Source organism: Arthrobacter sp. zg-Y895 (genome assembly GCF_020731025.1).
Lineage (GTDB): Bacteria > Actinomycetota > Actinomycetes > Actinomycetales > Micrococcaceae > Arthrobacter_B.
Map to the genome: position 1 here is coordinate 135,834 of NZ_JAJFZY010000008.1, position 18,479 is coordinate 154,312.

25 protein-coding genes are annotated in these 18,479 nt (G+C 65.9%); 10 read left to right on the top strand and 15 right to left on the bottom strand.

Features of this window, described 5'->3' with window-relative positions:
• Positions 1-74 precede the first annotated feature (74 nt).
• Entirely contained in the window at positions 75-848 is a 774-nt protein-coding gene (locus LJ760_RS13640; RefSeq protein WP_227921185.1) for a pullulanase X25 domain-containing protein, read from the top strand.
• On the opposite strand, the gene LJ760_RS13645 is transcribed toward LJ760_RS13640, so the two are convergent.
• The gene (locus LJ760_RS13645; RefSeq protein ID WP_227921189.1) at positions 845-2,287 is read right to left on the bottom strand and encodes a lipase maturation factor family protein; all 1,443 of its coding nucleotides are present in this window, start codon (positions 2,285-2,287) and stop codon (positions 845-847) included. The genes LJ760_RS13640 and LJ760_RS13645 overlap by 4 nt on opposite strands.
• Positions 2,288-2,342: 55 nt before the next feature.
• Complete coding sequence (locus LJ760_RS13650; protein WP_227921191.1) at positions 2,343-2,885, bottom strand: hypothetical protein; 543 nt, start codon at positions 2,883-2,885, stop codon at positions 2,343-2,345.
• A gap of 117 nt (positions 2,886-3,002) precedes the next feature.
• Here LJ760_RS13650 and LJ760_RS17320 point away from each other — a divergent pair, with 117 nt between their 5' ends.
• Positions 3,003-3,809 (top strand): PIG-L deacetylase family protein, encoded by an 807-nt coding sequence (locus LJ760_RS17320; RefSeq protein ID WP_231709317.1) that lies wholly within the window; start codon positions 3,003-3,005, stop codon positions 3,807-3,809.
• 139 nt (positions 3,810-3,948) lie between these two features.
• On the opposite strand, the gene LJ760_RS13665 is transcribed toward LJ760_RS17320, so the two are convergent.
• On the bottom strand, positions 3,949-4,461 hold the full coding sequence (locus LJ760_RS13665) for a PaaI family thioesterase (protein WP_227921193.1): 513 nt from the start codon (positions 4,459-4,461) through the stop codon (positions 3,949-3,951).
• A gap of 47 nt (positions 4,462-4,508) precedes the next feature.
• On the opposite strand from LJ760_RS13665, the gene LJ760_RS17595 reads away from it, so the two are divergent.
• Positions 4,509-4,781, top strand: coding sequence for a winged helix-turn-helix domain-containing protein (locus LJ760_RS17595; protein ID WP_442860652.1), 273 nt, complete (start codon positions 4,509-4,511; stop codon positions 4,779-4,781).
• A 10-nt stretch (positions 4,782-4,791) separates the two neighbouring features.
• On the opposite strand, the gene LJ760_RS13675 is transcribed toward LJ760_RS17595, so the two are convergent.
• Complete coding sequence (locus tag LJ760_RS13675) at positions 4,792-5,991, bottom strand: MFS transporter (RefSeq protein WP_227921195.1); 1,200 nt, start codon at positions 5,989-5,991, stop codon at positions 4,792-4,794.
• Positions 5,992-6,007: 16 nt separating this feature from the next.
• Entirely contained in the window at positions 6,008-6,691 is a 684-nt protein-coding gene (locus tag LJ760_RS13680) for an SDR family NAD(P)-dependent oxidoreductase (protein ID WP_227921198.1), read from the bottom strand.
• A 154-nt stretch (positions 6,692-6,845) separates the two neighbouring features.
• Here LJ760_RS13680 and LJ760_RS13685 point away from each other — a divergent pair, with 154 nt between their 5' ends.
• Both LJ760_RS13685 and LJ760_RS13690 read left to right on the top strand, forming a co-directional pair.
• Complete coding sequence (locus LJ760_RS13685; RefSeq protein ID WP_227921200.1) at positions 6,846-7,718, top strand: helix-turn-helix domain-containing protein; 873 nt, start codon at positions 6,846-6,848, stop codon at positions 7,716-7,718.
• Between the two features lie 4 nt (positions 7,719-7,722).
• Entirely contained in the window at positions 7,723-8,457 is a 735-nt protein-coding gene (locus LJ760_RS13690; RefSeq protein WP_227921202.1) for an NADPH-dependent F420 reductase, read from the top strand.
• A 111-nt stretch (positions 8,458-8,568) separates the two neighbouring features.
• On the opposite strand, the gene LJ760_RS13695 is transcribed toward LJ760_RS13690, so the two are convergent.
• Both LJ760_RS13695 and LJ760_RS13700 read right to left on the bottom strand, forming a co-directional pair.
• A complete protein-coding gene (locus LJ760_RS13695; RefSeq protein ID WP_227921205.1) occupies positions 8,569-8,988 on the bottom strand; it encodes a hypothetical protein in 420 nt (139 codons plus the stop codon).
• Positions 8,989-9,009: 21 nt separating this feature from the next.
• On the bottom strand, positions 9,010-9,285 hold the full coding sequence (locus LJ760_RS13700; RefSeq protein WP_227921207.1) for a hypothetical protein: 276 nt from the start codon (positions 9,283-9,285) through the stop codon (positions 9,010-9,012).
• A gap of 196 nt (positions 9,286-9,481) precedes the next feature.
• On the opposite strand from LJ760_RS13700, the gene LJ760_RS13705 reads away from it, so the two are divergent.
• Complete coding sequence (locus tag LJ760_RS13705; RefSeq protein ID WP_227921210.1) at positions 9,482-9,871, top strand: VOC family protein; 390 nt, start codon at positions 9,482-9,484, stop codon at positions 9,869-9,871.
• 7 nt (positions 9,872-9,878) lie between these two features.
• Here LJ760_RS13705 and LJ760_RS13710 read toward each other — a convergent pair whose 3' ends face one another.
• The 5 genes from LJ760_RS13710 to LJ760_RS13730 form a co-directional block, all read right to left on the bottom strand.
• Positions 9,879-10,697: a DUF427 domain-containing protein gene (locus tag LJ760_RS13710; protein WP_227921212.1), complete on the bottom strand. Its 819-nt coding sequence runs from the start codon at positions 10,695-10,697 to the stop codon at positions 9,879-9,881.
• Positions 10,698-10,761: 64 nt separating this feature from the next.
• A complete protein-coding gene (locus LJ760_RS13715) occupies positions 10,762-11,313 on the bottom strand; it encodes a hypothetical protein (RefSeq protein WP_227921214.1) in 552 nt (183 codons plus the stop codon).
• A 30-nt stretch (positions 11,314-11,343) separates the two neighbouring features.
• Positions 11,344-11,886, bottom strand: a complete 543-nt coding sequence (locus LJ760_RS13720) for a hypothetical protein (RefSeq protein WP_227921216.1) — start codon at positions 11,884-11,886, stop codon at positions 11,344-11,346.
• A gap of 55 nt (positions 11,887-11,941) precedes the next feature.
• Positions 11,942-12,583 (bottom strand): MBL fold metallo-hydrolase, encoded by a 642-nt coding sequence (locus LJ760_RS13725; RefSeq protein WP_227921217.1) that lies wholly within the window; start codon positions 12,581-12,583, stop codon positions 11,942-11,944.
• Positions 12,583-13,668, bottom strand: coding sequence for an S-(hydroxymethyl)mycothiol dehydrogenase (locus LJ760_RS13730; protein ID WP_227921218.1), 1,086 nt, complete (start codon positions 13,666-13,668; stop codon positions 12,583-12,585). Before LJ760_RS13730 ends, LJ760_RS13725 begins: the two co-directional genes overlap by 1 nt.
• Before the next feature lie 212 nt (positions 13,669-13,880).
• On the opposite strand from LJ760_RS13730, the gene LJ760_RS13735 reads away from it, so the two are divergent.
• On the top strand, positions 13,881-14,897 hold the full coding sequence (locus LJ760_RS13735) for a zinc-dependent alcohol dehydrogenase family protein (RefSeq protein ID WP_227921220.1): 1,017 nt from the start codon (positions 13,881-13,883) through the stop codon (positions 14,895-14,897).
• 31 nt (positions 14,898-14,928) lie between these two features.
• Here LJ760_RS13735 and LJ760_RS13740 read toward each other — a convergent pair whose 3' ends face one another.
• Complete coding sequence (locus LJ760_RS13740; protein ID WP_227921222.1) at positions 14,929-15,438, bottom strand: hypothetical protein; 510 nt, start codon at positions 15,436-15,438, stop codon at positions 14,929-14,931.
• Between the two features lie 119 nt (positions 15,439-15,557).
• Positions 15,558-15,782: a mycoredoxin gene (locus LJ760_RS13745; protein WP_227922737.1), complete on the bottom strand. Its 225-nt coding sequence runs from the start codon at positions 15,780-15,782 to the stop codon at positions 15,558-15,560.
• 134 nt (positions 15,783-15,916) lie between these two features.
• On the opposite strand from LJ760_RS13745, the gene LJ760_RS13750 reads away from it, so the two are divergent.
• Positions 15,917-16,705: an SOS response-associated peptidase gene (locus tag LJ760_RS13750; RefSeq protein WP_227921225.1), complete on the top strand. Its 789-nt coding sequence runs from the start codon at positions 15,917-15,919 to the stop codon at positions 16,703-16,705.
• A gap of 7 nt (positions 16,706-16,712) precedes the next feature.
• Here LJ760_RS13750 and LJ760_RS13755 read toward each other — a convergent pair whose 3' ends face one another.
• Complete coding sequence (locus tag LJ760_RS13755; protein ID WP_227921228.1) at positions 16,713-17,150, bottom strand: VOC family protein; 438 nt, start codon at positions 17,148-17,150, stop codon at positions 16,713-16,715.
• Between the two features lie 95 nt (positions 17,151-17,245).
• Between LJ760_RS13755 and LJ760_RS13760 the strand changes: the two genes are divergently transcribed.
• Both LJ760_RS13760 and LJ760_RS13765 read left to right on the top strand, forming a co-directional pair.
• Positions 17,246-17,584, top strand: coding sequence for a chorismate mutase (locus LJ760_RS13760; RefSeq protein WP_227921230.1), 339 nt, complete (start codon positions 17,246-17,248; stop codon positions 17,582-17,584).
• A gap of 68 nt (positions 17,585-17,652) precedes the next feature.
• Complete coding sequence (locus LJ760_RS13765; RefSeq protein WP_227921232.1) at positions 17,653-18,468, top strand: hypothetical protein; 816 nt, start codon at positions 17,653-17,655, stop codon at positions 18,466-18,468.
• Positions 18,469-18,479: the final 11 nt, after the last annotated feature.

Genomic DNA, 18,479 nt, shown 5'->3' on the forward strand with positions numbered 1-18,479 from the left:
CGGGGATAGTGTTGATGGCGGTGAGCCGGCTTAACCGGAGCGGCTATCAACATTTTCGTAACAAAGGAATTCCATTGGGCTCAGACACCGTTGAAAACACTGCGCTGCGGCTGCAGGCGGTCCTTGAGATCCTCGCAGCAGAGGACCCGTCAGCTACCGGCAAGGTCAGCAGGGCAAAGGTACTCGGTGCCGCCCTGGACCGTGTACCGCTCGCAGGACGCGAAGCGGAGGCCCTGGCCAGCGGTACCTCCCGGGGTGAGCGTGCCCTGGTGAATGCCACCACCAAGCTCGTCAAGGCGGGCTGGATCCTTAAGGAAGCCCGCTCCGGCTGGAGCATCACCAACGAGGGCCGCCGGGCCCTGAAGGACTTCCCGGAGCCGGCGCACCTGTCGGCCGCCCTCAGCGGAAAGCCTGTGGCTGCGGCCGAAGCCGCTTCCCCGGCCGAGGAAGTAGTGGAAGAGGTCCTGCGCGACGCCGTCGCCGTCCCCTCCGCTCCGGCCGAGCAGCACGGCTCGCACCCGGAGACCGACGTCCCGGAGCCGTCCTTCCCGCAGCCGGAGTCCGTGGCCCTCGCCAGCGATTTCGGCGCGGCACTCGGTACCGAGGACTGGAATCCGGCCGGAGCGCAGTTCGCGTTCGACCGCCACGACGAACTGTGGAAGCTCACGGTGGACCTGCCCGAGGGCACCTACACCTACAAGGTGGCGCTGAACGGTTCGTGGGACGAGAACTACGGGTTCGACGCACACCGCGACGGCGGCAACATCGAGCTGTGGCATACCGGCGGTCCGCTGACGTTCCTGTATGACCACGCCACGCACAACGTAGTCACCAAGGCAACCGCCTAGGACCGGCCCGGCGTCGTGCCCGGACCCTCAACGGGGTCCACCAGGAATCCGCGGGGTTCCCGTACCCACCAGACCCGTTCGCGGCGCAGCTCCGCGGGCGTGGAAAAGCGGTAGCGGTAGACCCGGGCACGGATCCAGCGGGGCGGCTCGCCGTCGAACGGGTCCCTGCGCAGCAGGCGCAGGGTCCGCCGGTCGGCGGTGAGCAGCTTCCGCAGCAGCACCGGGAACCAGGCACCGGAGGCGCCCAGGCCCAGGAACCACATTAGCCAGTCCAGCCGCAGGTGGTAGGGCGCAAACTGGCGCGGCATCCGTCGCGGATCACCGGGCTTGCCCTTGAACTCGTACTCCAGCCAGCGGGCGTCCGGCCCCGGCGGATCGTTGGTGCCCTCGATGACCACCTCGTTCCGGTGCCGCGTAATGCTGCCGAACGCACCGTAGGCATTGGAGAGGTGCCAGCGGTTGAAGCTGGCATTCATGAGCTGGTCGCGGCGGAACAGGTTCTTCAACGGCGCCCGGGCCCAGTACAGGACGGCCAGGGTCACCGCTGAGACGACGACGGCGAACGCCACCGGGGTTGCGGCCGGATCCGGTGCGGCGAACTGCGCCTCCGGGAGCACCGCCTGCACGGCCGAATCGCTGATCGCCGTGCACGCGAGCAGGATGGTCAGCACGTTCAGCCAGGCGAAGTTCCCCGAAAGGACGAGCCAGAACTGGGTAACAATCACCACCGCCGCGGCAATCGAGGCCACCGGCTGCGGGAAGAACAGGAAGAACGGCACCACCAGCTGGGCGAAGTGGTTGCCCAGCACCTCCATCCGGTGCAGCGGCTTTGGCAAGTGGTGGAAGAACCAGCTGGCCGGGTTCGGCATCGGCTGGGTTTCGTGGTGGTAGTACAGGGCGGTGAGATCCCGCCACACCTTGTCGCCGCGCATCTTGATCAGGCCGGCACCGAATTCGAGCCGGAACACCAGCCAGCGGAAGGCCCACAGCACCGCGACCGGAACCGCGACGTCGTCGGAGCCCAGGAACGCAGCCAGGAAACCGGCCTCCAGCAGCAGCGATTCCCAGCCGAACCCGTAGAACGTCTGCCCGATGTTCACCACGGACAGGTACAGCCCCCAGATAAACAGGAAGGCTGCCATCGGCAGCCACCACGGCCCGGTCTGCGGCACTCCCGCCACCAGCAGCGCGGAGACGGCGGCGCCCGCCCACGCCACGGCGAGCAGGAACCGGTCCGAATAGTGCCAGTGGAAGAGGGTAGGGATGCCCCGGCCCTTGATCCGGACCAGGAACTGCGGGGCCGGGAGCAAGCCGTTTTCGCCGAGCAGCGCCGGGAACTGGGCGGCCGCGGACAGGAACGCGATCAGGTACACGGCGGCGATGCCGCGCTGCAGCACCTGGCGGGCGAACTCGTATCCTTCGGCGCTGAACCACTCCATGGCATGTCAGCCTAGCTCCGGCGGCGGGCGGACGCCGCCCGTTCCGGGGCCCGGCTTAAATGTACTTATTGATGTGCACCCAGCGTCCCCCGAGGTCTGTACGGAGGGCTTCGAGCAGGGTCGTAACGAGTTCGGGTGAATACCCGCCGGTGCCGGTATCAATGATGACCGCGAAGGACGCCATGGCCATGCAACTCCCCAGGTCCCAGTCACCGAATAGTCCCGTCCATGAGCAGTCGGGACAGGCAAGCCGGGGCTCGGGGCCGCCGTCGTACCATTCACTGACCAGCGGAACAATCAGCTCGAGCGGAAACTGGAAAGTGCAGCGCGTGCAAACGGGACCCCCGGTACCCTCACCGGCAAAGTAGTACTCCCGTTCGGCGACAAAGCTGTAGCTTCCGTTGGCGTCTGCGGATGCCGCCAAAGTGCGCGGTCCGAAGGCGTCGGCGGGATGCTTGTCGTAGTAGGGGTCGTAGACCGTAGGGTCGGCCATGCTCCAGCCGGTGCTGCGGAACCAGCTCCGTACCTGGCTGAATCGTTCCTCGCTTCCTTCCGCGTCTACGGAAAGGTCCAGCAGTTGTTCCCGGTTATCGCTCATGCCACACCGTAACGAATGCCGCCGGAAAATACCCGAAAGAGCAGCAGGTTCCTCTGGCCTGCCCCTCGTCCTACGCTGGAACGGTGGCAGAATCCCCTGCCGCGGGAGGTGCCGGAAATGACCGGATCGCATGTCCTTGCCCTCGTCGTCGCCCATCCCGACGACGACGCCTACGGGCTGGCGGGAACAGTGGCACTGCACGAAGACGATCCGGAGTTCCGCTTCGTCCTGGTCCACGCGACCGACGGCGGCGCCGGGCAGATCGATCCGTCCTACCCGCCGGTCAACGAACCGCTCGGCCGGATCCGCCGGCGGGAGACGGACGCCGCCTGGACGGCTCACGGCCGGCCGCCGGACCGCCACGAGTGGCTGGACTACGACGACGGCGCGGTCGCCGAGGTTCCCTTCGTGGAACTCGAGGAGCGCATCGGCGGCATCCTGGCCCAGGAGCGGCCCGACGTCGTCGCCACTTTCGGTCCCGACGGGCTCACCGGGCACCCGGACCACATCGCGGTCGGCGCGGCCACGGACGCGGCGTTCGGGCGCCTGAAGGCCGACGGCGGACCGGGGCTGCAGCGCCTGCTGCACGGCGGAGTGTGCCGCTCCACCTGGGACCGGTGGAACCGCAGCCGGATCCGGCACGGACTTCAACCGTGGATCGAGGGGAGGGTGTACGACGTGCATCCGATCCCGGACGAGCAGATCGGGATCGAGGTCGATGTCGGCAGCGTGGTTCACCGGGTGGTGGCGGGCCTGATGGAGCACCGGACCCAGCGCCATGTGGTGTCCCCGGGGGTGCCGCCGGACGTGGAGGAAGATGTCCGCTGGGGACGCACCGTCAGCTCCGAGATGCTGGCCATCGCGTGGCCGCCGTGGCAGCCCGGGGCAGCCGTACTGGGCGATGTGTTCGAGGGGCTGGACTAGACGGGCGTCGACTTTCCGGATGCCGGGTCGTGCGGCCCTTGGCACGCCAGCATGTCTGCTAACGGTGGCCTATCTGGTCTTGCTGCTGACATCGGTGCTGCTTTGCGCCGTCCTCGTCACCGTTTCCCTCACCGCCGGCTCAACTTCCCGACGGCTCGGGACCCACCACCAGGCAGGTGCTTGACGCGGTAGCGAGAACCCGGCCGGCGGCGTCGCGCAGGTCCGCTTCGACAAACGCTGCGTTGCGCCCGGCCTTGGTCACCCATCCGTGGGCGGTGACTGTGCCCGTGTTCGCGGTGGCGGGCCGCAGGAAGGACACTTTGAGTTCGAGACTGGTGTAGCCGGCGCCGGCCGGCAGCGTGGAGTGCACGGCGCAGCCGCAGGCGGAGTCCAGGACGGTGGCGAAAAAGCCGCCGTGGACGGACCCGATCGGGTTGTAGTGCGATTCGTCCGGTTCCGCCGTCATCACCACATCCCCCTCGCTCACGCTGACGAGGCGCAGCCCCACGTGGCTGCTGATCGGCGGGCCGGGAACCTCGCCGGCGGCAAGCGCCTGCAGGTGCTCGAGTCCGGTCCGCGAGAATATGCGTGCGACGTCCCGTTCTGCAGGGGAGTATTCAAGCGTTTTTGAACGCATTTCGGAAGCGGGCATCGGAGCTCCTTCAGGGCTGGTGAGTGCTGGGACTCATAGACACAGTGATGCAGGTCATTTTGTCATGCTGGGTCCACCCAGCCCCGCACAGCAGCCGACCAACGCCGCCGCGTCCTCGACGGTCCGTTCTCAAGGCCCTCGCCCACCCGCTCCGGGCGCAGCTGCTGGACACCTTGTCCCAGTACGGTCCTCAGACAGCGAGCAGCATGGGAAAACGGGTGGGGGAATCGAGGGGAGCGACCAGCTATCACCTTCGGAAACTGGCCCGGCACGGCCTGGTCCGCGGCCATGCCGCAGCCCCGTCAATAGAATTGGTTTGACCGCGGTGCGTTAACCGGCTGACACCACCGTCGTTTTTGTTCGGGGAAGACTCGTCAGTATCAACGCGCCGACGATCGCCGCAATTCCACCGACGGTCAGGGCATAGGTGGCACCGGCGCCGTCGACGAGGAGTCCGCCGAAGCCAGCTCCGACGGCGATCGCGATATTGCAGACCGTCACGACGAGCCCGCCGATTTGTTCGAGTCGTGTCGGTGCAGTCCTGGCACCCCAGCTGAGCACTGCGGTCGGGATTCCGCCGAAACCAAACCCCCAGAGTGCGGCGGCGATGAAAAGGCCGGTGATTGATCCGCCGGCGAGGAGCATAACGAGCATTCCGAGTCCCAATACCGCAGGGAAAAGGAACACTGCGGCCCGAAGCGCACGGTCGGCCAGGGGCCCGCTGAGAACGGTGCCCAGGACGCTGGCGGCTCCGAACACGAGCAGCAGCACGGCCAGACCGCCGGCATCGATTCCGGACACGGTTTCTGCCGCCGGGCGGATATACGTGAATCCGCCGAAGTGGCCGCCGAAGACCAGCAGGACCGCAACCAATCCCACTACGACCACTCCGGAGCGAAGGGTCGACCCGAGGGCGCGGAGCCCGCTCACTCCTGTAGGTCTGATGGCCGGCAGTGTGGCCGCTTGCACGAGCAGGGCCAGAGCTGCGACGACTGCGGCGATGAAAAAGACGGCCCGCCATCCCCAGATTTCCCCGAGCCAGGCGCCGAGAGGTACGGCAACGATGGTTGCAACCGCTACACCGGCGTTGATGACGGTCAGCGCGCGGCCGAGATGGTCGGCGGGCACCAAGTGCGCGGCCATGGCGGTGGCCATTGCCCAGAAGCCGCCAAGGGCAACGCCGAGCAGGAGCCGCGCGGACAAAAGAACGAAAAGGCCGGGTGCCAGGGCAACGAGGATGTTCGAGAGGATGGCCAGGGCGGTAAGGCCGATCATGACCCGCCGGCGATCGGTGCGGGGGAGGACCACTGCGATAAAGAGGGCCGAGAAAACAGCAGCGACGGCGGTCATGGTCACGCTTTGTCCTGCAGCACCGACCGATACGTCCAGGGTTCCGGCGATACGCGGGAGGAGACTCGCGGGCAGGAACTCAGACATAACGATCGCGAAAATTCCAAGGCCGAGCGAGACGACACCACCCCAGGAGGTTGTCTGGCCTGCTTTGGTGATGTGTGCGGGGGTGGCGGTCATTGTGGTGATCCTTCTCCTAGAAGTGCAGCTCGCCGTTTTCGTCCCGGAGGGTTCCGGTTGGGCCCTCCGAGCCGTGGGTGGCGAGGCGTACAACGACTCGTGCGCTTTCTTCCGGTGACCTCCCGATACCGAAGCGGGCCGTCATATCCGTGGCAGTGGTTCCGGGTTCGAGTGCGTTGAACTTAATGCCCGGGTGGGACTTGGCGTACTGCACCGTGAGCATGGTCGCCGCCGTCTTTGACGCCGAGTAGAGCGCAAGCGGCAGGTCGAACTCCGGTCGATCGGGGTTGGTGACTGCCCAGAAGGAACCGGCGCTGCTCGAGATGGTGACCACATGGGCGTTGGCGGACCTGCGCAGCAGGGGGAGTGCGGCCTGCGTGACGCGGACAATACCTACCGCATTGGTATCGAAGGCCCGGAGGGCGGAGGGGCCGTCCATCTCCGTCTCGAGGACGCCCGCGTTGTGCACCAGGACGTCGAGCCGGCCCTCGTCCGCATCGATGCTCGCGAGTGCGCTGCTGGCTGAGGCGTCGTTGGTTACATCGAGCTGTACGAATCGGGCGCCCAGCCCTGCTGCGGCTTTCTCACCCCGCTCGGCGTCACGGGCACCTATGTAAACGACATGCCCCAACTCCAGCAGTTGCCTGGCCGTTTCGAATCCGATGCCCTTGTTCGCCCCGGTGATTAATGTGATGGTCAATTTTCTGTCCTCTCGGTAGGCTCCAGCTCCAGCTGAGCCACTGCAACGCTACGAATGCCTGCTTTCACCGGCCAGAGCCCTGTCCAGCCGGGGGAGTGACAGGACCCCCTCTGCCGCTGTCCCAACCGCCCTGCCAGGTCCTAGGCTGGCTCCCATGAGTAAGACATCGAACGCCCTTGGCGACTACCTGCGGGCCAGGCGCGAGCTGGTAACACCGAAGCAGGCCGGCATCCCGGAGATAGGTGTGCGGCGCGTGCCCGGACTGCGGCGCGAGGAAGTGGCCATGCTCGCCGGCATCAGCGCCGATTACTACCTGCGGTTGGAGCGCGGGCGGGACCGGCACCCCTCCGTGCAGGTCCTCGAGTCCATCGCCCGCGTGCTCCAACTTGACGACGACCACCTCGCGTACCTGCTCACGCTGGTCGCGGACGTTCCCCGGCAGCGCGTGCGCCGGCCGTCCAAGGAAACCGTTCCCGCCGGTGCACTCAAGCTGCTGGATTCGCTGGCCCAGCCCGCCTTCATCGAGGGGCGGTACTTCGATATCCTGGCCGCGAACAGCCTGGCGAAAGCGCTCTCACCGCGTCTTGATGTCGGGGGGAACCAGCTGAGGGACATGTTCCTCGACCCGGCCGAGCAGGCCCTTTATCCGGAGTGGGAAGTGGTGACGGAGTGCTTCATTGCGAACCTTCGGCAGTCCGTGGGCAAGGATGTCGATAATCCCCGTTTCATAGAACTCGTCGGAGAGCTTTCGCTGGCGAGCCCCTACTTCCGCCGAATGTGGGCACGGCATGAAGTGCGGGCCCAGAGAGGCACACCGATGCTGCTCAACCACCCGCAGGTCGGGGAAATGACGCTCAACCGGGAGCGGCTGGGTATCAACGGAGCGGACGGACTGATGCTCGTCGTTTACCACCCCGACGCCGGCTCGGACAATGCCGAGAAACTTGCGCTCCTTGCCTCCGCAGCCTTGTCGACGAACACGAGCCAGGAACATCCGCAAACCGGCGCCAGGCTAACCAAGGAGTAATACCGTGACTACTATCGGCATCCTCGGCGCGGGCCAGGCCGGAACAACGCTTGCCCGGGTGGCAACGGCGGCGGGCTACGACGTCGTTATCGCGAATTCGCGGGGACCCGAAACCTTGCAGCGGCTGGTCAAGGACTTGGGACCGCGGGCACGCGTCGCCACCGCGGCAGAGGCTGCGGCTGCAGCTGACTTCGCGGTTACCGCGTTTCCGTATGCGCCCGGTGACCGGCTGCCGGTGCAGGAACTCGCAGGAAAGGTCGTCATCGACAACAACAACTACATGGTCTGGCGCGACGGGAACTTCCCCGACGTCGATTCGGGGCTCAAGACAATTCATGAGTTACGTCAGGAACAGCTGCCCACCTCGAAGGTCGTCAAGGCGTTCAATCACGTCCAGTTCCATGAGCGCTTCCACCTCCGTGTCCCCAGCGACGCGCTGCCGGCCATCATGCGGCTGGCGCGACCGGCCGGAGCACCTGACCGTAAGGCGCTGGTCGTCTCCAGCGACTATCCGGAGGCCGTCGAACTGGTGACCCGGTTCTATGACGATCTCGGATTCGACGCAGTTGATAACAGTCCGCTGAGCGAATCCTGGCGCAGCAGCCCCGGTACGCCGATGTGGCGGCACCACGTCGATGGACAAAGCCGCGAGGAACTCATCCGCAATCTGCAGCGCGCTCAACGGTCCGTCAGCTCAACCCCGGCAGCGGCTCAGGCGAAGGGCCCCATGCCTGCGTAAAAAGCTTCGGGAGGCAGGCTCAGCTGGTCCTTGACGGCTTGCGTGTCTGCATCCAGAAACGCCCCAGCCCCCTGTTCGCTCCGGTTACCAGGGCAACTGTCTCAGTCACGTTCATGGCGCTGACGTGACCCCCTGAATGATGAGTCCGACGCCTGCGGCCAGCAGGCCGACGCCCAGCACAGCCGCTCCAATCCAGAGAAGCATAATGGCCCGGTTAGGCCGTGCGGGATCGCGGCCGATGACGGAGACGAAAAAACCGGCGGGCATCAGGATTGCAGCCACGAGGACGCCGAGGGAAATCGTGGCGAACGGCTCGGGCACGCCGTTCGCCTGCACGATCACCATGACCAGGAGGCCGAGGATGATGAGCACTCCCGCGTGAGCGTGGCCGGCGCGGAAGAAGCTCTTTTGGAGGTCGTTCGCCGGGAATCGTCCGGTTACCGCTGTAAAGACGAACCGGCCACCGTATGCGACGCCGATGACGGTGAGGAGAACGACGCCGGCGATGACCTGGTGGGTGCTGTCGAGCATGATGTCCTCTCCTGGTACGGGTCAGCCGTCTCGCCGCATCCGAGCCACTTCGGCCTCAATACGGCGATCCGATATGGCGGGACGGCCTGCGTAGACGGGGATCCCCGCAATGACTGCGGCGACAAGAGTTCCCAGGATCGGCCAGACCGGCCAGAAGTAGCCGTCCGGCGTCGTGAAGTACCAGATAGCGACCTGAAGGACCGCGAGCAGCAGCCAGAGACCGACCACTCCCTTGTAGATGGTTTTTGCGATGACGCGCCGGCGGGCAAGTTCGTACGATTCATTAGGCGTTGACATGGTGTTGCCTTCCCTATTGATGCGGCATTGGGGCAACAACGCTACGAGTCCCGGTAATCAGCGGCCAGTGCCCTGCACAGCCGGGGGTTTGACAGGACCCCCTCCCGCATTTGCCTGGTGCACCGGATACTGGCCGTGTGCCGACGGAACTCCCGGATAGTCGGCTCGTGAAAACCCGAACGGACAGGGAGCACCCATGAGAATTGTGGTGACCAGTATTTTTGTGGACGACCAAGACAAGGCACTGGATTTTTACACGCGGGTGCTGGGATTCGAACAGAGGCAGGATGTGCCGGCGGGCGGGGCGCGCTGGCTGACCGTGGGGGTGCCGGGGGAGGACGCCGGGGTGGAACTGCTGCTCGAACCGGCCGGGCATCCCGCCGTCGCGCCGTTCACGGAGGCGCTGGTAGCGGACGGGATCCCGTTCACCTCCTTCGCCGTGGACAGCGTGGAGGACGAATTTCACCGGCTGTTGGACCTGGGCGTGGCCTTCACTCAGCCGCCTACCCGGATGGGACCAATAACGACGGCGGTTTTCTTTGACACCGTGGGCAACCTCATCCAGATCGCTGATACGGCGGACTGAAACAGCCTCAGAAGCGGAACAGGGAGGTGATCTCCTGTTTGGCGTCGTCGACGTAGACCTCGGTGCGCTCATCGAAGAACGAGACCCGGTCCTTCAGTTGCGCCGAATCGGGCAGCACCCGTTCATACGACCAGGCCAGGTCCGCGCCCCCCGGATGCCCGGTCACCGACCAGTAGTTCGCCGTCCCCTTGTACGGACAGACGGAGCGGAAGGTTGATGCGTTGAGGACATCCCAGTCAACATCCTGGCGCGGAAAATAGGTCCGCGGCGGGAGCATGGTTTCGTAGACGAGCAGCGGCTGGCGGGTCTCGGCCAGCAGCTGTCCGTCCAGATGCACCCGCACCGCACGCGAGGAATCCCGGGCGTCGACCCGGTGGAAGGGATCCCGGGGGTGCCCCTCGACCACCTGGTCTTCCTCCAGCCACCGGTCAAACGCGTTGAAGTCCAGCAGCACATACCCGCCAAGATCCGCATCATCCGGACGGAACCCGGCGCCGGGCAGCTCGTGCGATCCCGCGCGCAGGTCCAGTGGCTGGCCGGGGGCGGTGTGTGCCGAGAACGGGTAGCGCGGGTCCATCAGGGCATCCGGGGGCACCTCGGCCAGCGGGTCGCCGTCGGGCTCCGAGGCAGCTGTCGCCTCTGCCGCGATGTCCTCGGCGGGCACTGCGTAGATGGGGGTGACCCGCCGCGGCTCGTAGGCCAGCACGGCGTCGGTGGAGTCCACCACGGTGTTGCCGCCGAGCTGTGCACGGATACGCCGCGGCGTGGGTTCGTAGCGCAACTCCGGCAGGATTTTCCAGAAAGCGGGACTGATTTGCAGGGCCATAAGTTCAGTTTCCGGCGGGATAACACCCGATACAAGGGTCTGCCCGAATCGGCGGCCCCGGCCCCTAATCGTGATAGTGCATGAGTACCCATCGCCCGCCGAGGTCGGCCTGTAGCCGGGACATGAGGTACCGGGGAAATTCGCGCTGGTCCGGGGTCTGCGAGTCCTGGTCAATGATGACGGCAAACGAGGAAACCACCAGTGACCAACTGAGGTCCCAGTTTCCCCAAGGCGCATGCCATGAGCAGCGGGGACAGGTAAGGTCTGGTTCCCGGTAGGAGTCCAGCCACTCCCCGACCATTCCGGCAACCTCATCGATATCCGTAGTTTCACCGCATTTTCGGCACTCCGGACCTGCCGTGCTGTCGCCCAGAATGTATAAATCGCGGCCGGGGATGAAGGTGAAGACAAAGTGTGGCGAGCGTGGGTCCAGCTGCCCCAGCAGGCGGGGGCCAGGTCCGTCGGACACATGTTTGCTATGGATCAAGTCGTAGTTGTCGGGCGCGGATGCACTCCAGCCGCTGTCCCGGAACCATTTCCGTGCCTCATGCATCCGCGCTTCGGCACTCGAATCGTCGACGGACAAATCCAGCAGCATCTCCCGGTGATCCCCCATGCGCATACCCTAACGCAGGGCTGGAGATGCTCACATGTTCTCGACCATATGGACCCAGCGTCCGCCAAGCTGGCTGCGGAGTTCTTCCCGCAGGGCAGCGATGAGGCGATCGGGATCCAACGAGCGGTCGTGGACATCGATGATGACGGCGAAGGAGGCCACCGTCAGGGAACTGAGGATCTCCCAGTCGCCCATCGGCTCCTGCCTGGAACAGCTCGTACAGGACAGGACCGGCTCGACGTGGCTGTCCGACCAGGCAATCGCCAGCTGGACAGCTTCGTCGAGGTCGTATTCCGTGCCGCATTCCCGGCAGCGCGGACCGTAGGAATCACCGCCGCCCGTGTAGATGCCGTGAAGGGGCACAAACGAGTACACGCCGTTTCCCGCAAACAGCGTGGCACTGCGCTCTCCGAAGGAATCGGCGGGGTACATCTCGTAGGACTCGTCATAAGCCTCGGGATCGGCCTTGCTCCACCCGGTGCGGCGGAACCAGTCCCGCACATGGACCACGTGTTCCTCCGCGCGGGCCTCGTCGACGGTCAAATCCAGCAGCATGTTCCTGTGGTCCCCCATGCGCATACCCTAACCCGGGCGGTCAAGGCATGCGCATGGAAGACCACGGCGGGTCCTAGTGCCCCCGGTCGATCCATTCCTGCAGGTGCGGGCCTTCGGCGGCGATCGACGTCGAATCCCCGTGCCCGGTGAGCACCTTCGTCTCCGCCGGCAGCGTCAGCAGCCGTTCCCGGATGGACTCGATGATGGTCGGGAAGTCGCTGTAGGAACGGCCGGTGGCACCGGGACCGCCGTTAAACAGCGTGTCACCGCTGAACACCACGGGCTCCGGAACGTCTTCGCCGGCCGCCAGCGAGAAGCAGACCGACCCGGGGGAGTGGCCCGGCGTGTGCAGGGCGCGCAGGGTATGGCCGGCAATCTCGAACGTGTCGCCGTCCTCGATCACATCGTCCGGTCCCTCCTCGGGGAACACGGCGTCCCACAGCATCCGATCCGCGGCGTGCAGGAACACCGGGGCGCTGAACCGGTCCCGGGCCTCGCCGACGGCACGGATGTGGTCGTCATGCCCGTGGGTGAGCAGGATGGCCATGACCTCCCGGTCACCCACGGCTTCGGCAACCGCGTTGATGTTGTGGGCGGGGTCGATGACGATGACCTGGGCGTCGTCGCCGACAATCCAGACGTTGTTGTCCACGTCCCAGGTGCCGCCGTCCAGGGAGAAGGTCCCCGAGGTGACCACGTTGTCGATGCGGAACATTACAGTTCCACCACCGAACGCAGGACCTTGCCGTCATGCATCTTGGTGAAGGCTTCCTCGATGTCGCCCAGGCCGATGCGCTCGGTGACGAAGGCATCCAGGTCCAGCCGGCCGAGCTTGTACTGCTCCACCAGCATGGGGAAGTCCCGGGAGGGCAGGCAGTCGCCGTACCAGGAGGACTTCAGGGAGCCGCCGCGGCCGAACACATCCGCCAGCGGCAGCTCGATCTTCATCTCCGGGTTCGGCACGCCCACCAGGACCACGCGGCCGGCGAGGTCGCGGGCGTAGAAGGCCTGCTTATACGTTTCCGGGCGTCCCACCGCGTCAATCACGACGTCGGCGCCGAAGCCGCCGGTGAGGGCGCGGATGGCTTCCACCGGATCTTCGTCCTTGGAGTTGATGCCGTGCGTGGCGCCCTGGGCCATGGCCAGTTCAACCTTGGCCGAATCGATGTCCACGGCGATGATGGTGGTGGCCCCGGCCAGCTTCGCGCCGGCGACGGCGGCAATGCCCACGCCGCCGCAGCCGATTACGGCCACGGATTCTCCGCGCTGCACGGCGCCGGTGTTAATGGCGGCACCGATGCCGGCCATCACGCCGCAGCCGAGCAGGCCCACCGCGGCGGCGTCGACGTCGTCGTCCACCTTGGTGCACTGGCCGGCGGCCACGAGGGTCTTCTCGGCGAACGCGCCGATGCCCAGCGCGGGCGTCAGCTCGGTGCCGTCCTCCAGGGTCATCTTCTGCGTGGCGTTGGCGGTGTTGAAGCAGTACTGCGGCTCGCCCTTGCGGCAGGCGCGGCATTCGCCGCAGACAGCGCGCCAGTTCAGCACCACGCGGTCGCCGGGGGCTACCTCGGTAACGTCGGGACCGACGGCGGAAACGACGCCGGTGGCTTCGTGTCCGAGCAGGAACGGATAGTCATCGTTGATGGCGCCCTGCTTGTAGTGCAGGTCGGTATGGCAGACGCCGCAGGTGAGGATGTCCACCAGCGCTTCGCCGGGCCCGGGATCCGGAACCAGGATGGTCTCCAGCGAGACGGGGGCGTTCTTTTCCTTGACGACTACGGCCTGAACCTTATGAACCATGAGTGTGCTGCCTCTTTCGATGTCCGGGCGGGAAGCCTGAGTCCAGCATCCCGCTTCCCATCCTATGGACCCCAAGCGCCGGGAGCGAAGCCGGAATTACCCTTCCGCTCCGGGCTTAGCCGTCAGGGCCTGCCGCCGGGCCGGGCACCGTCCTAGCATGGAAGGCAGGAACGGGTCCGGAGACTGTCGGCTGCCAACACCAGGAAGTGCCCATGCTAGGAACCCTGTTGTACGGAGAGCGGGATGTCCGGGTGGAGGATGTCCCCCGGCCGGTGCTCAAGGAGTCCACTGACGCCATCCTGAGGGTCGTGGCAGCCTGTGTCTGCGGATCGGACCTGTGGCCGTACCGGGGCATCGAGCCGGTGCGCCGTCCCCGCCCGATGGGGCACGAATACGTGGGTGTGGTCGAAGAAGTGGGCACGGCCGTGTCACAGATCAAGCCGGGCCAGTTTGTGGTGGGTTCCTTCTTCGCCTCCGACAACACCTGCGAGATCTGTGCAGCGGGGTATCAGAGCCGGTGTGTCCATGCCGCCGGCGTCGGCGGAGCGCAGGCCGAGTATCTGCGGGTTCCGCTCGCGGACGGCACGCTCGTGGCGACGGCGGAAGCGCCGGAGCCAGAGGTGATCCCGTCGCTGCTTGCCGCTTCGGACGTGCTCGGCACCGGCTGGTTCGGGGCGGCTGCTGCCGAAGCCGCGCCCGGCAAGACAGTTGCGGTTGTGGGCGACGGCGCGGTGGGCCTCCTGGCCGTGCTGGCCGCCCGGCAGATGGGCGCCGAACGGATCATCGCCATGAGCGGCCACCCGGACCGGCAGGAACTGGCCCGGGAGTTCGGAGCCACGGACATTGTCCAGGAGCGCGGCGACGACGGCGTGGCAGCGGTGCGCGAGCTGACCGGCGGGCTGGGCGCCCACAGCGTGGTCGAGGCAGTGGGAACCCAGGCTTCGATGCTGCAGGGCATCGGCTGCACCCGCCCCGGCGGCCATATGGGCTACGTGGGGGTGCCGCACGGCGTGCAGCTGCCCGGGGAACAGCTCTTTTTCGCGGAGATCCATCTGCTGGGGGGCCCGGCACCGGTACGCCGGTTCCTGCCCGAACTCATGGGGCTGATCCTGCAGCGGAAAATCGACCCGGGGAAGGTGTTTACCCTGGAGCTGCCCCTGGGCGAGGCCCCGGAAGCCTACCGGGCCATGGACGAACGGCGGACCATAAAGGCACTGCTGCGTCCCTGACTCACCGCCCGGCAGGTTCCCACCCGCGGCGCTAGAAGTCTACGAAGGTTCCGGTCGGAACGGTGCCGCTGAAGTCCGTTGCGGGACCGAAGCGTCCGTCGAGTCCGCATTCCTGCTGCGAACCGGAAAACGACATCAGGTTGAACCCGTATGTCACATCGTGTGACTGGCCCGCAGGCAAGGTCAGCTGGAATATCGACTGTCCGGCACGCCAGCTGGCGGTTTCGAACGCCAGCGGGCTGACCTCGGTCCGCACTGCGGGGAGAATTGCACTGAGCGGTACCGGCCCCTTGGTAGACGCCTGGCTGGTCACGGAACGTTCACTGGTGAGCCCGACAGGTGCAGTGACCGTGGAACTGTTCGTGAGCGTTGCCGTGCCGGCTGTTTCCCGGCTTGTGGTGGACCCGGTGAAGGTGGTTGCCGTCGATCCGGGTTCGCATTCGGTGACGGCCGCTGAAGCTGGTGCCGCAAAAACCGCGGAACCGGCGATCAGTCCGGCTGTCGATAGGAGGACGGCGGTCCGTGTCATCGTGGTCTTCATCTCGCTCCTTCGTGTCCCGGTAGTACCGTTCCCTCTGGAAGAGCCCCCACACTACTACTCAGTAACCGAGAGTCAAGCACGTCGTTCCGCCGTCCGACGGCCCCGAGGGGCCCCGCCCGCTAGAGGCCGAGGCGGGACTTCACCTCAGAAGCGGAAGGGTTGGTGGCCGCTGAACCGTCCGGGAAAATCACGGTCGGAACGGTCTGGTTGCCGCCGTTGAGCGAGGCCACCAGATCCGCAGTACCTTCCACGTCCTCGATGTTGACCTCGGTGTAACCGATGCCCTGGGCATCCAGCTGGGACTTCAGCCGCCGGCAGTATCCGCACCAGGAGGTGGAGAACATGGTGATGGTTCCGGTTGCGGGAGTGAAAGCTTCAGCAGTGGCAGCCACGATGGTTGCTCCTCTTCGTCGAAATGGATTGTTGCCTGATCCAACAGTATTCCGGCCGACGGCATTCCCGGTGGCAGACTGGAGGCATGTGCGGAAGATACGTCATGGCCCGCTCCGCGGGGGACCTTGTGGCCGACGCTGAAGCGGAGGCTGACGCCCGTCTGGAACTGCGCGCGTCCTGGAACGTGGCCCCGACGTCGGACGTCCCCGTTGTCCTGGAACGGTTCGTGGAGGTGCCGGGCCGGGGACGGACGCAGGTGCGCCAGATCCACGTTGCCCGGTGGGGCCTGGTGCCGGGGTGGGCAGCCGATGCATCCGTAGGCGTACGTGCGTTCAATGCCCGCAGCGAGACCGTCCTGGAAAAGCCCACCTTCCGTGACGCAGTTCTCTCGCGCCGCTGCGCGGTGCCGGTGGACGGTTACTACGAATGGAAGGCAGGCCCCGGCAAGGTCCGCCGCCCGTTCCACGTTTCCCGGGCCGACGGCGCCCCGATCTACTTTGCCGGCCTGTACGAGTGGTGGCGGGATCCGGCCAAGGCCGAAGGCGACCCGGAGAAGTGGCTGCTCTCGACGTCGATCCTCACCGTCGCCTCGCCTCCGGCGGACAGCGCCGAACCCGTGCTGGGCGAACTGGCCGGCCTGCATGACCGGCTGCCGCTGCCGCTGTCCCCGGACGCAATGGCTGCCTGGCTGGACCCGGCACGGCGGGATGCCGGCATGCTGGTAGCCCTGGCTACGGCACAGGCCTACACGACGGCGGCGGACTGGGCACTGTCCGAAGCCCACCCCGCCGTGGGCAACGTGCGCAACGACGGCGAGTACCTGCTGCATCCGGACCCGGCGGAGACGGTGCCGACGGAGGACGTGCTGTTCTAGCGGGAGCCTATTCGGAAATCATTGCCAGGGTGACCCGGCCGGCGTCGTCCACCCTGAGGCCGGGGTTGAAGCAGACTTCCCAGCGCAGCCCGTCGGGGTCCGTGAAGTAGCCGGAATAGCCGCCCCAGCTCATCTGGGTTCCGGGGGCGGTGATGACCCCGCCTGCACCGGCGGCGTTGGCCAGCACGGCGTCTACCTCTGCGGCCGAGTCCACGTTGTGCCCGAGGGTGACCGGGGCGTTGTGGAGCTCGCCGACCGCGCCGGCTTCCGCCGCCAGATGGTCTGCCCGGAAAAAGGCCAGGAGCAGCCCGTGGTTGATCTGGAAGAAGATCACCTCGTCGGGGACGTATTGGACTGTTTCCCAGCCGAGCCGCGAAACGTAAAACGCGTGAGTTACTTCGAGGTCCCGTACGCCTACGGTGACCACGGAAACGTGGGGGTTCACGCCTCTGATCCTGCCATGAAGACGCCGAACGGCCATACCCGGGCAGCGGAGGCCCGGTGCGGCGCCCGCAGCCCGGGGGTGGTTACTCTTAAGGCATGGAACCAGCTGAGCAGAAATCCGTTTCGGGACAGCTCGATAATGTCCGGACAGCAATTGACGAAATCGATGAGGAAATTGTCGCGCTGATCTGGCGGCGGCAGCGGCTGGTCCGGCTCGCCGGGGGACTGAAGGACAACGACGACGCCGTCCGCTCGCCCAAGCGTATGGAGGAAGTCATTGCCCATGTCCGCCATGCGGCCCAGGAGCAGGACGGCGACTGCAATGTGGTGGAACGCACGTACACGGCCATGATCGAGGCCTTTATCGACTACGAGCTGAAGGTCCGCCACGAGATGGAGACCCAGCGTAAGCTGGACGCCTTCAGCCGCAGCTAGGAAACCGGTCGCCCGTCCCGGCCGGGTTGTCTCCCTGGACCGGAAACATGTCGGGTATGTTGTGGCCCATGGCACAAACCGTGGGGGAACTGTTCCCGAAGACCGACCGGGTCCATGCCTGGCTGTCCCTGGAATGGGGGTCGCGCAAGGAGACTCCGGTACAGGTCGCCGAACGGATCCTGCTGACGCTTCCCTTGTTCCGAAGCAGGTTCCCGGATCCCGATGCGCGATGGCAGATGTCCGTGAAAACCCTCTTCGGGCCCGGACCTAAATGGGTCGACATCCCGGACGCGCCGGAAGCGCTGGGTGCGCTGATTCAAAGTCCCCGCCAGCGCGATGTTCCCGACTCGCATGTGGACACCGGAACACTCAGGGCAAAATTCTCATTGACCGGTTCCGGCGATCCGGACAACGGACTGTTTCAGTTCGATATCTCTGCCGGCCGCAGTAATGTCTGGGGCACCCCGGCAAACAGCATCTCCCTGCGGCCGCCAGCAGAATTCATCATTGGCCCACCGGAGGAGGCCCACAGCTGGTTCGGCGGGCTGGCCCGGATCTGGCAGCCGGAAACCGCCTGCCTTTTTACCCCGGACACCATGGATGCCTGCAGGGAGATGGAGAAACGGCTAGGCAGAGGGAACCGCTCGATTTACACCCCGTCCGTCGGCTATCTGAACTGGTTCTCGCGGACCGGGTACGGCAGGGTTCCCTTCCCCCTGGATGCAGTAACCCGGGAGGACCCGGACGGGACCCTGATAGCCGTCAAGGACTGGACCGCTGCTGCGGTGGCCGATCTGTATGCGGAGCTGGAGACCATGGGAATGCTTCACACGATGCCTGCTTTCCAGGTCCTGGATGCGCCTGCCGGCGGAGACGGGTCCTGAATCGGGTAGGT